This is a genomic window from Pedobacter punctiformis (genome assembly GCF_027213715.1).
Classification (GTDB): domain Bacteria; phylum Bacteroidota; class Bacteroidia; order Sphingobacteriales; family Sphingobacteriaceae; genus Pedobacter; species Pedobacter punctiformis.
The window spans coordinates 19,623-31,864 of record NZ_JAPWGM010000007.1 but is presented as its reverse complement, the minus strand read 5'-3'; the positions used below and the strand labels follow the sequence as shown (position 1 = coordinate 31,864).

General features: G+C 34.2%; 11 protein-coding genes. 4 read left to right on the top strand and 7 right to left on the bottom strand.

Features of this window, described 5'->3' with window-relative positions; genetic code table 11:
• Positions 1-28: 28 nt before the first annotated feature.
• On the bottom strand, positions 29-418 hold the full coding sequence (mscL, locus tag O0955_RS17110; RefSeq protein WP_269428783.1) for a large-conductance mechanosensitive channel protein MscL: 390 nt from the start codon (positions 416-418) through the stop codon (positions 29-31).
• Between the two features lie 161 nt (positions 419-579).
• Here mscL and rpoN point away from each other — a divergent pair, with 161 nt between their 5' ends.
• Positions 580-2,052, top strand: a complete 1,473-nt coding sequence (gene rpoN / locus O0955_RS17105) for an RNA polymerase factor sigma-54 (RefSeq protein ID WP_269428782.1) — start codon at positions 580-582, stop codon at positions 2,050-2,052.
• 58 nt (positions 2,053-2,110) lie between these two features.
• Here rpoN and O0955_RS17100 read toward each other — a convergent pair whose 3' ends face one another.
• Together O0955_RS17100 and O0955_RS17095 are read right to left on the bottom strand one after the other, a co-directional pair.
• Positions 2,111-3,124 carry a PorP/SprF family type IX secretion system membrane protein gene (locus tag O0955_RS17100; protein ID WP_269428781.1) on the bottom strand — a complete coding sequence of 338 codons (1,014 nt, stop codon included), beginning with the start codon at positions 3,122-3,124 and terminating at the stop codon, positions 2,111-2,113.
• A 2-nt stretch (positions 3,125-3,126) separates the two neighbouring features.
• Positions 3,127-6,651 (bottom strand): PKD domain-containing protein, encoded by a 3,525-nt coding sequence (locus tag O0955_RS17095; protein WP_269428780.1) that lies wholly within the window; start codon positions 6,649-6,651, stop codon positions 3,127-3,129.
• Between the two features lie 307 nt (positions 6,652-6,958).
• Here O0955_RS17095 and O0955_RS17090 point away from each other — a divergent pair, with 307 nt between their 5' ends.
• On the top strand, positions 6,959-7,351 hold the full coding sequence (locus tag O0955_RS17090; protein ID WP_269428779.1) for a hypothetical protein: 393 nt from the start codon (positions 6,959-6,961) through the stop codon (positions 7,349-7,351).
• 15 nt (positions 7,352-7,366) lie between these two features.
• On the opposite strand, the gene O0955_RS17085 is transcribed toward O0955_RS17090, so the two are convergent.
• From O0955_RS17085 to O0955_RS17070, 4 genes are all read right to left on the bottom strand, one after another.
• Positions 7,367-7,555 (bottom strand): hypothetical protein, encoded by a 189-nt coding sequence (locus O0955_RS17085; protein WP_269428778.1) that lies wholly within the window; start codon positions 7,553-7,555, stop codon positions 7,367-7,369.
• A 59-nt stretch (positions 7,556-7,614) separates the two neighbouring features.
• Positions 7,615-7,755 (bottom strand): Sec-independent protein translocase subunit TatA/TatB, encoded by a 141-nt coding sequence (locus O0955_RS17080; protein ID WP_269428777.1) that lies wholly within the window; start codon positions 7,753-7,755, stop codon positions 7,615-7,617.
• Positions 7,756-7,815: 60 nt separating this feature from the next.
• On the bottom strand, positions 7,816-8,670 hold the full coding sequence (locus O0955_RS17075; RefSeq protein ID WP_269428776.1) for an HD domain-containing protein: 855 nt from the start codon (positions 8,668-8,670) through the stop codon (positions 7,816-7,818).
• Between the two features lie 226 nt (positions 8,671-8,896).
• On the bottom strand, positions 8,897-9,256 hold the full coding sequence (locus O0955_RS17070) for a response regulator (RefSeq protein ID WP_269428775.1): 360 nt from the start codon (positions 9,254-9,256) through the stop codon (positions 8,897-8,899).
• A 257-nt stretch (positions 9,257-9,513) separates the two neighbouring features.
• On the opposite strand from O0955_RS17070, the gene O0955_RS17065 reads away from it, so the two are divergent.
• Together O0955_RS17065 and O0955_RS17060 are read left to right on the top strand one after the other, a co-directional pair.
• A complete protein-coding gene (locus O0955_RS17065; RefSeq protein ID WP_269428774.1) occupies positions 9,514-10,119 on the top strand; it encodes a GIN domain-containing protein in 606 nt (201 codons plus the stop codon).
• A 142-nt stretch (positions 10,120-10,261) separates the two neighbouring features.
• Entirely contained in the window at positions 10,262-12,211 is a 1,950-nt protein-coding gene (locus tag O0955_RS17060; protein ID WP_269428773.1) for an LTA synthase family protein, read from the top strand.
• Positions 12,212-12,242 lie beyond the last annotated feature (31 nt).

Genomic DNA, 12,242 nt, shown 5'->3' with positions numbered 1-12,242 from the left:
GCATCTTTATCGTTACAAAAATTATGAATTAAGCTTTCGCCTTAAGTACGTCTCTAATTTCGGTCAACAAAATTTCTTCTTTAGTTGGAACCGGATCAGCAGCTGGTGCTTCTACTTCTTTCTTTTTCGTTTTATTAACTGCTTTAATAATGACGAATAAAACTAAAGCAACAATAATAAATGAAATTAATTGTGATAAAAAGTTACCATACTTAATTGCTGTGCCAGCAATGGTCAGTTTATTCAGATCTTCTAGTCCTGCTGCTTTAAGTGCAGGCCCTAATACAGCTGGAGTAATAATATCTTCTACCAATGAGCTTACAATTTTTCCAAATGCAGCACCAATAATTACACCGACAGCCAAATCGATGACATTGCCTTTTATAGCAAAATCTTTAAATTCTTTTACAAATCCCATAGTTTAGTTTTTTATCAATTTATTTACGAAAGTAACAAACATAAAATTGATTACAAACGTTTAAAAAATATTTTAACCAATCATATCGAAAGCATTTAGATTAATTCTGAGGAATATCTGAGATCATTTGTTTATTTTTGCGAAATACTTTTAATTTAACTATGCTAAAGCAACATTTACAACAAAAATTATTACAAAAGTTATCACCGCAACAAATACAATTTATAAAGTTGTTGCAAGTGCCGACTGTTGCTTTAGATACCCGGATTAAAGAAGAACTGGAAGAGAACCCCGCTCTTGAAGATCCTAGTTTAATGACTCAGGATGAACCAAAGGGCGAATATGACGATTTAAATGATGGTCCGGATGATTACGAACAATCCTCTGAAGATACCAGCATGGACGAGTTTAATGTAGATGATTATTTACAGGATGACAGCACCAACGATTACAGTACCAATTACAATAATGGCGACGATGACGAAGAAAAAAAGGAAACTCCAATAGCCATTGAAAGTACATTTTTTGAAAGTTTACAGGAACAATTAGACCTTATCCCTCTATCTGACGAGGATTTTGTAGTGGGTAAGCAAATTATTGGCAGTTTAGATGATGATGGCTATTTACGTCGTCCTTTAAGTTCGATGATTGACGATTTGGCATTTTCTCAAAATGTGATGGTTGAAGAAGAGGACGTATTGGAAATGTTAAAGCTGATTCAAAGTTTCGATCCTCCCGGAATTGGTGCAAGAGATTTAAAAGAATGTTTGCTTATACAATTGAAAAGAAAGGATGTTCAAAATCCGATCATTGTTAAAGCCATTAATATTGTAGAGAACTATCTGGATGAATTTACCCGTAAACATTACGATAAACTTGAAAAAAGTTTAGGGTTGGATAGTGAAGAGTTGAAAGAAGTTGTAAATGAAATTTTGCGTTTAAACCCTAAACCGGGTGATGCGAATCAGGTTACAACCAAACAGATGCAAATTATTCCTGATTTTCACATCAGTAATAATGATGGCATCTTGATATTAACCTTAAATTCAAAAAATGCTCCCGAACTTAAAGTAAGCAGGTCTTACCAGGAAATGTTTGAGCACTACGATAAAGCTTCTTCTAAGGATAAAAAACTGAAAGAGGCGGTACAATTTGTTAAGCAAAAATTAGATTCGGCTAAATGGTTTATTGATGCAATTAAGCAGAGACAGCAAACTTTGCTTAAAACCATGAATGCCATTATGCACTATCAGTACGAATATTTTTTAACAGCTGATGAACGCAAAATGCGCCCTATGATTTTAAAGGATATTGCCGATAAAATTGATATGGACATCTCAACAGTATCGAGGGTTGCCAACTCAAAATATGTACAAACAGAATTTGGGACATTTTTATTAAAATCTTTCTTCTCTGAAGCCATTCAGACAGAAAACGGTGAAGAGGTTTCCAACAAAGAGGTTAAAAAAATTCTGGAAGACTGTATTGGAAATGAAGATAAGCGCAAACCACTTGCAGATGAAAAATTAACTGAAATTTTAAAAGACAGAGGATATAACATTGCCAGGAGAACGGTTGCAAAATATCGTGAGCAAATGAATATTCCTGTTGCCAGGTTAAGAAAGGAACTTTAATCAATCGTTTTCAATTGATGGTTAGCGGTTTGCTAAAAATTGTTAGCCAATAGCTGAACTACCACATTTTTATATAGGAAGGTACTTTATAAATATTGTTTAGCAACAGGCCTAATACAATTTCGTGACTGCCATTACTAACCTGATTTAGCTCTGAAGTTGTAAAATCATAAGAATAGGTCAAATTCACCATTTTCCCGATATTAAATCCGGCCATTGCAGAAAAAGAGTCGTCTTTGCGATAACTTCCACCCAGCCAAACTTTATCTTTAAAAGCAAACTTCACATTTAAATCTACAGAAACCGGTGCAGGTTGCACATATTTAACCATTATAGAAGGAATCGTCGCAATTTCGTCATCTACAAAAAACTTATAACCAGCGGTAGCAAAATAGTGTGGTACTTCTTTACCTTTATTATAAGCATTATCGTTTGTTAGGTTTAGCTTTTGAGGCAGAATTTGCTGTGCTGAAATACCTGCAAATAACCTGGCCCCGTACAACCACAATCCAATATTCAGATCAGGTTTTAATTGGTTTGACCAAACCCTCGGAATAGACGGATCAGTTGGATTATTAAAAGTTAAGGCATTAATGTCCAGAGATATACTGGAAAGCCCTGCACCAACTCCTGCCGATAAGTTAAAATCACTGTTTAATTGCAAATGGTAAGCATACGTAACATTTACATCCAAACGGGATAATGGCCCTGTTTTATCTAAAACTGCTGTAACGCCCATTCCGTGGTGCGATGGCGAAGACATGTAGTTTTGCATATAATTACGATCCATTGGGCTTCCGGTTTGCTCCGGAAAAGAAGTCAGGGCGTTACTCCACAGCTGATTATTTCCCAGTGCCCAGTTAGCAGATACAAATGAGGTTTGCGGTGCATCATTTATGCCAGCCCATTGCTTACGGTAACCCATTTTAAAGTCGATATAATTCTCAATGCCTGACAGTGCAGGATTAAGCAAATACTGATTAAAAATATATTGAGTATATTGAGGTTTCTGTTGGGCAAAACCTGAAAAATACATAATCAAGAATGGAAATATTAATGTATATTTTTTCAATTTTATCTGATTATTGTAAGTGGTCCATTTATTGTTTTTCTTCCATTCCTTGGGTTTATAAGGTAATAATAAACACCTACAGGAAGTGGTTCATTTTGATAGTTTCCATCAAAAGGCACTTTATATCCATTACTAAAGAAAACACGGCTTCCATTTCTGTTAAAAACCTCAACGGTAGCATTAGGATAGCTATCTAAATAATTTATTGTCCAAACATCATTAACATTATCGCCATTTGGAGAAAATGCATTTGGAGGATTTAAAGCCTGCAATACTTTAATCAACACATAGCTTGTTGCCGGGCATCCTTCATCGGTAAGCACATCGAGTTTATACTGAGTATCCTGATCAGGAGAAGCTATGGGGTTCAAAACAGCATCATTATTCAACCCTGCTGCAGGGGTCCATTTATAAGTCAGATTTGAGCCTTCAGCTGTTGCAGGTATCCTGATTTCTCCGCCGGCTAAAATATAAAGTGTATTACCTGCATCCGCCGTCGGCGATTTAAAAACCTGTATGCTTTTTGTAATGGAAGAGCTGCAATCATTATCACCTATATAAGTGTAAGTAATATTGTGCGAACCTACACCAGCGGCTTTTGGATCATATGTTCCATCCGCCGACATTCCATTCCCATCACTGCTATATTCGCCATGGCCAGCAAAACCGGATGTTTCATTCGCTTGTGTAATCATTACTGAACCTTGATTTTCACATATCGATTGAATATCGTCAAAAACAATTTGCGGAGCAGGTTTCAACGTAATTTCTTTTGTTACCTCCTTAATACAAAGACTATTATCTCCGGTGTAACCAACAATTCTGATTGTATAAGTCTTTGATGCCGTTCCACCAAATGAGTCATAAGATAAATTAATATTATCTGTGTTATTTGGATATAAAATTGTTTTTGTGATCTCGTTTGCCTCTCCTGCCTTATAATCCTTATAAATTTCAATTTTAACAATTTTACCAACTAAAGCTGTAAACCCGCTGGTTATAACCACATCGGCATTGCTGCATAAATTATCAGGGTTATGAACCGTAAAATCTGCAACATCCACCCTTCCGTTAACGACAAATGACTGCGTACTTACAGACTCGCATCCATTACTGTTGGTTATGGTTAAAGTTACAGTATAAGGCCCCGGGCTAATATACTGGTGCCTGCCATCTTTTGTTGTCGACGTATTTGTGCTGGCATTTGCCGGATCTCCAAAATCCCATTTATAAGTAAATCCTCCGCTTGCATCTGTTGCATTTGTTGAAGTATTAATAAAAGTTGCCGCGACATCGGCAGAGCAAATATCTGGCAAGGTAAAATTGGCCTGAGGCAAATCAAATACTATAATTCTTTTTTGAAAAGGTGTACTTACACAACCCTTTTCAGAAGTTGTTGTTAAAGTGATGACCTTGTCACCCAAAGTGGTAAACGTATAATTAAAAGGTGTTCCATCGGTTTTATCAACCGGCGCTGAACCATCGCCAAAATCCCAGTGCCACTTTACAATTTTATTTGGACTTTTTAAACTGCTTATGGTAGATTGATCCGTAATTAAATAACTGGTATTGATACATGCTTTTGCCAGACTGGTAAAATTTGAAACCGGTAATGGGCTCACCACAACATCCTGACTAAAAACATCAGAAGAACAGAGCATTCCGGATTTTACAGATAATTTTACGGAATATGTGCCTTCATGGGTATAAGTATGTTTGGGGTTTTGCGCTGTTGAAGGTGCAGTACCATCACCAAAATCCCACAACCAGCTTGTAATCCCAAAATCAGTGGTATGAGGATCACTTTTATCTATAAAGGTTATTTCGTTTGTTTCGCAGCTTAAAGTTACGGGTTCAAAATCTGCCGTAGGCAATTCATAAATGTTAAATATATAATTTGTTGTTAAATCTCCACTTTGACAACTGGATACGTTTTGTGGTACATGTGCCGTTACAACAAATCTGTGCTGACCTGGAGACGTAAAAGTTAGTGTATTGGGATATTTATATACATAAGTGGTTTGCCCGTTAATTACTTTCACTTCGTGCGGAGGATTAGATCCGGATACGAGCGGAGTTTCTCCATCCAAAGACCAGGTAATCTGATCTGCTTCATAGGGTAAATTCACTTTAAAATCGCTGGCCTGATTTACGCAACCATTAGCACTTTCCTCATTACTTGATTCGTTTATAACCGTTAGATAGTTATTTGAAGCCAAATTGGTGCCGGCAGAATAGGCATAAGATTCAAAATCACCATATCCATATGCAATTGCATTAAAACCGTCGTTTGCGGTTAGCGTTAAGTTTTCATCAGAAACTGCAATTTGTGCATAGGAGAATAATGGATTACCATTTAATGGTATCCAGGTAGCAAGAGGGACAGTATTATTAATTTTAAAAGAAGCGGTTTGATTGGTTTTAATTAAAACATTAATATACTTCTCAAAAATTCTTTCATCATTGGAGGAGAAAACGGTTATATTATTAATGTTAAACTCAACAGAATTCAAGATCACCATATCAGGGTCTCCATAGGGTACTGCTCCTCCACTTGGGTTTGCACAACTAGCAGAATACATATATTGAGCCAGTAAAAAGTTTTGGTCTCCCGTTACAAAAACACCGGAAGCCAATCGTGGAGAAGTAAAGAAATCGCCCTTGTTTAAAGTAGCAACTAAAGCACCGTCCTGATAAATTTTAGTATTGTCAACTACAGCAAGTGCCCGGTAAAAATAAGATTGGTTATGAAATGGCGCAACTCCATAGGTTTTTCCCAGACTTGAAATAGCATATAATTGCTGATAGAGTGGATCAGATCCTCTTAACAAAGAGCAATCCCCAATTGCAGTATTAGATGTACCTGAAAAGGCCGCAAATCTTTTACAGGATGAAGTGCTGGCATCTGTCTCTACATATACCCCTGTTAAATCATTTAATCCGGATACATATTCATAAACATCACCTATATTAGTCAATGTTTTATGAATCAAATTGCCATTTTTTTCGTGGATAATAATAGATGTATTTTCTTCAACGGCAACTACAGCCAGATAATTGTTCCCATTAGCCAATTGAGTATAATTAACGGAGTAATAATTTTGCCCTAACGTTTCAAAAGGTAAAACTAAGGTTGCAGCAGAACGTGCTCCTGCATAAATATGTGCATAAACAGAAACCTTTGGTTTACCGTCAGTTACTTTAATATGAATTCCTCTATTGGGTAAAATGGTATTTTGCTCACTTAAATCTATGTATGCATTGGTTCTTGGAATATCAAACGGAACCCTGGTATTTGCAGGTATTGTTGTTGCCGGACTGGTATAAACTCCACAGCTTACAGTAACTTCTGATGTAGTTTTTGAAGTAACGTAAATCCTGATTTTTGCAAGAGCGTTTGATGCGCTTTCTACGTGAGTTGGAAATACAGTCCAAAAATCGGTACCCTCATTAGAAATATTTTGACTGAGAGCACGATTTGACAGAATAAAAATAAAACCAAGAACTAATAATGCAATTTTATTCATCGACCATTAGTTATACAAAAACAATACATGATATAGATTATTATAAATGCAATATACTATTAAAGACAGGTAACAGAAATACCTGCAAAGAAAATTTAACAATTTCGGCTCAGAAAAATACGGTTTCGTGTAAAAAACTGATAGGTTGGTGTAAAAAAAGAGATTTTATTTCACCTTAATGTTAATTTAGTTTATCCCTGTAAGTATTGAATTTCAATGTATTTCTAGAAAATATTTTGAAACTCAACGCATCCCATCTTGTAAATAAGATAAGAACCAGTTTGATTAATGTATTAATACTATTTTTATGAATGCTTACAGATGCTTGCTAAACAAAATTTATCCAGCCCGGATAGGAGAACAATCTGATTTATTACTTTATTTTACTGCTGAAAAAGCATTTTATAATTTTCAAAATGCAAAAGAAAATTTTGAAGTGTTACAATTGGAGTTCAGAAATGCATTTTTCTTTTTAAGAAAACATCTTTGTAACTGCATAAACGATGCTTATAGTGTGTTAAAGTATCGGTTGGATAATTTTGATAAAAAACAACTTGAATTTCATATTAATAAACTTAATAGTTCATTTTACGACATTAATGAACTGGAAAGCATTTTAAGTCACATTAATATTATCATTATCCAGTACGAATTAGCTTCAAACGAAGAACATTATCCAATTTTAAGCAAGTCTGCATAGTGTGAAGACAGCATCTTACTGCTTAGATTGATGATGATGATCAAATTTCTCTGAAAAAGCTTTAGCCTTTTCATCAGCAGCAAGGTCTTTATGGTCTGTTGATTCAAGATTTTCATCTAAGCGGTCATTCCAAAGATCAAGTCCGCTTGATTTCTTTTCTTCTGTTTTAATCAATTTATTTTTATGGTCATTTTTAGTGTTCATTTTAGAAAAGATTATAAAACTAAAACAGAAGAATTTAAAGAAGGTTTTAAATCAGACTATTAATTAACCGGAGGTTCATTTTTTGCATCTTTAAATTCTTTAACACTCTTTCCTATTCCACGCATTAGTTCAGGTATTTTTTTACCTCCAAATATTAGCAGAATAACAACTCCGATTAAAATAATTTCTATTGCAGACATATTCTATTTTTTTTACAATGTACGTTAAAAAAGCTAATTGTGTTTTTAAAAATCAAATTTTTAAACTAAAAGTGCCTGTAAACTTCTTACTTTTACTTTAGGTACAGCACCGTGACGCATAAATTCGGCAAACCCTTTCAATTGTTTAATAGATTTTATTGCTTCATAACCTTCAAAATTACTTCGGATTTTATTTAATAAAAGGGTATCAGTTTTAAATAAATCTTCTTTAATCAGCAACCCTTTCTTCAAAAACCCCTTAATCAATTCGGCCATTTTACCATTTGCATATAAATGTAGCGGTAATTTAAATACTTCCTGATTTAGTTTTTCAAAAGTTTCATTAATCCAGGTTGCCTCTTTTTCTACTGTAACCGCTATTCTCCCATTTTTTAAAGTAATGGCATTCAAAAATTCCTTTGCCCGCTGCCGGCTTATAATACCACCGTAAATCCCATCACGTAATGTATAATCTAAACGATCGGCACAAAGTGACGGCAGAGCTTGTTCCAAAATATTAAATTCTCCATTAATAATCTGATCTGCCCGATAACCATGCCTGGCTAAAACAGTGGGAATAGTCGAATTTTCAATAACCTGAGTAAATATTGTCTCATGGTAATCTTCGTCCTGATGATCAAAAACATAATCTCCAACATGCGAAAAAGCAGTATGAGAAACATCATGAAGCAAACCTGCAATCTGCTCCAACTCCGAACCACCAAGCATTTTAATTAGCATCATTACTCCGGTTGCATGTTCCAAACGGGAATGACAAATATCAGGATTTACTAAAAAAATAGCTCCGCTTTGATGAACACCAGCCAAACGTTTTAAAGCATCTGTTTCCAGCAAATCAGCAATAACTTGCGGAAATTCCATTTTTCCATATAAAAAATCATTTACCTGTATCATAAGCTCAATTTAAATCAAAACAAAAATACTAATTATATTAGTAATAAGAAGTATAACATTGATTTAATTTAAAATAAATACTAAAATATTTAGACTACAAGTGTTTAGGGTTTTATAAAGCCTGTATATGGATTTACACAGATATTTTATGGAGGAGTTTAGAGCAATTAAAAAATTAAGGTAAACCCATCTATATAGATTTACCATAATTTGATTTTAACTGAAATTATTCTGCATTGCGTTTAACTACATCAACCATATGATCGATATCAAATGGTTTCTCTATATAATCATCGGCATTACAATCTTTTGCCTGTTGTGGTAATTTATCAGATGTAGAGGTTAAAACAACAGACAAGTCTTCTGTTTGGGGATCATTTTTAAGTTCTTTTACAACTTTCGATCCTTTAACCTCTCCTTTAATATGATCGTCAATCACAACTACATCAGGATCAATCTTATCAATATTTTTTATAGGTTCGGTTGTTAAAGATGGGGTTACATCAAATCCCTCCTCCTCTAATACCTGATCCATAATTTCCAGGATTTCTTCATTATCCTGAACAAGAACAACCTTTTTTTTCATGAATTAAGTTGAATTAAATTTTCTTTTAAATATAATAAAAAGAATAATCTCAGCATAAATCTTAATTTATTTTACAATTCATTTAATATTCTAAATTTTTCGTCTTTGAATTACGCCTGTTCGTCGATTAGTTTATAGTGATAGTATAAAAGTGAGGGTTAGGCTGCAACGTTTTGAACCTAACGGCGTCTTATTTACGAAAGCTTCAGAAAGCATACAAATCACTCAATAACAATAAATTAATAAATTAAAATATTATGAAAACCTCAATCAAAACCCTAATCGCATCATCATTAACAGCTATTGTTTTATCAACAGCTTTAATCACTACAAGTGTTTCTGCAATGGACGCAAAACCTGCAAAAATTTCAGCCCCTGTTAACGTTAAGAGAGTTTCTGTAAAAGGAAACGTAGAAGTTTTATTAGTACAAAGATCAACTGACGGCGTAAGTTATGCGGATGATAATACCGGAAGCGCAACTGTAATGCAAGACGGAGACATTCTTAGAATTACCTCAGAAAGCAAAGGTTTAACCAAACTGGTTGTTTATGTAAACAATATTTACAGAATTGAAGCTGCTGATAATGCAGTAGTTAAAACAGAAGGTAAATTAAAAACTCAATTCCTTCAGATTCTTTTAAATGGCAATGCACATGCAGAAATCAACACCAGCACTGAAAGCTTATATACTGTAATTAAAGATCATGCAGACTTAAAATTAAGCGGTTCTACTGATAACCATACTTTAATTATGGATAAAACACCATCTCTTACAATAGATAAGTTTGCAGCGTTAAAAACAAACATCAGCCCAACAGAAACCATTAGCGCAATAGATAAAGAAATTGCTTTAAACAAATAAAAACACGCAAATTAACCCCAAAAGCGGTCAGCATTTACTGACCGCTTTTTTTATGCAAAAAAATGGCCTTTTAAAATTAACAGATAACTTCAGTTTTTCTTCAGATTATGTAACTAACTTGCGCAAATTTTCAACAACAATAATGACCAAATTATTTAAAAGCAGATATTCCATTTTAATGGGATATTTAAGCTATTTTATTCTATTTTCTTTTATCATCCGGAGCATTTTATTTATTTCTGCCTGTCAGCATACCGATTTTAAAATACTTGAAATCATTAAATTTTACTTAACCGGATTATTTTTTGACCTTGGAACAGGCTTACTTTTGGTTTCATTTTATGCCCTTTACCTGTTAATTATTCCGAACAGGCTTTACCACAAAAAATGGAATAAGATCGTTACTTATAGCTTATTTTTTATATTTCTGCTGATTACTTTATTTTCTTTTTTCGCAGAATTAACCTTTTGGCAGGAATTTGAAAGCCGTTTTAACTTTATAGCTGTTGATTATTTAATTTATACTTATGAGGTAATTCATAATATTAACGAATCTTACCCGCTGCCTCTGCTAATTTCAGGGATGCTGTTGCTGGCTGTTGGAGTTACCTTCGCTTTCCATAAATTTAAATTATTTAAAAACAGTTTTAACAGCCAGATTGCCTTTAAGAATCGTGTACTTATTTCATCCTTAATTATTGTACCTGCCATCCTGTTTGCAGTAATCGTTAAAAACAGTTGGGCAGAAAGTGGAAATAACAGGTATACAAATGAACTCAGTAAAGCAGGGATTTATTCGTTCTTTGCTGCATTTAAAAACAATGAATTAAACTATTTAGATTTTTACAGCTTAATTGACAGCACAAAAGCTTACGATTTAGTTAAGAAAGAGCTTTATGAAAACGGAACTGTTTTCGATCATTCTAAAAATACGATTAAAAGAACAATCCAGTCTACCCGTACGCCATATAAGCCCAATGTAATTATGATTACGGTGGAAAGTTTAAGTGCTGATTTTCTGGAGCACTTTGGCAATACACAACATATTACACCAAGATTGGATTCATTTGCCAATAACAGCCTATTTTTTAGTAATATGTATGCCACCGGAACCCGTACAGTGAGGGGAATGGAAGCGCTTACACTGGCGATTCCACCAACACCAGGCAACAGTATTGTACGCAGAACAGATAATGAGAATCTTTTTACGGTAGGTCATGTTTTTAAAGAAAACGGTTATACCAATACATTTTTTTATGGTGGCGATGGTTATTTTGATAACATGAACCACTTTTTTGGCAACAATGGATACGATATTGTAGACCGTGGCCGCAAACTGCTTGATGAAACTTATGGTGGCAAAAGAACACTTATTCAGGATAATGAGGTAACTTTTGAAAATGCCTGGGGCATTTGTGATGAAGATATTTTTAATGTGGTTATTAAAGATGCAGATGAAAAATATAAGCAGAATAAACTGTTTAATAATTTCATTATGACGACTTCTAACCACAGACCATTTACTTTTCCCGCCAATAAAATTAATTTACCTGCCGGAAGCAGAGAGGCTGCTGTAAAGTACACGGATTACGCCATTGGAAATTTTATTGATCAGATTAAAAACAAACCCTGGTTTAACAATACGGTTATTATTATTGTTGCTGATCATTGTGCCAGCAGTGCCGGAAAAAATGAAATTGACATTTCGAAATATCAGATTCCGTGTATGATTTTAAACCTGAAAGATGTTGCGAAGACCAATATTAGTAAAATGACTTCTCAGGTCGATCTTTTTCCAACTTTATGGAATTTATTGGGCTGGAATTATACCAGTGAGTTTTTTGGTAAAAATGTACTCGATGAGCAATATCAGCCAAGAGTATTTTTAGGAACTTATCAAAAACTGGTTTACATGAAAGGTGACAGTCTGGTTATTTTAAGTCCGCAGCATAAAGTTGATACTTACCTGTACAATAAAGCTAAAAATGAACAAAAGCCAGCTCAATTGCCAAAGGAAATTACCGATCAGGGAATTGCAAATTACCAGGCTGCTTTTGATCTGTTTAAAAGCGGGAAATTAAGGATTAAATAAACCACAAATAAAAAAGGTTCCTGGTAAACCG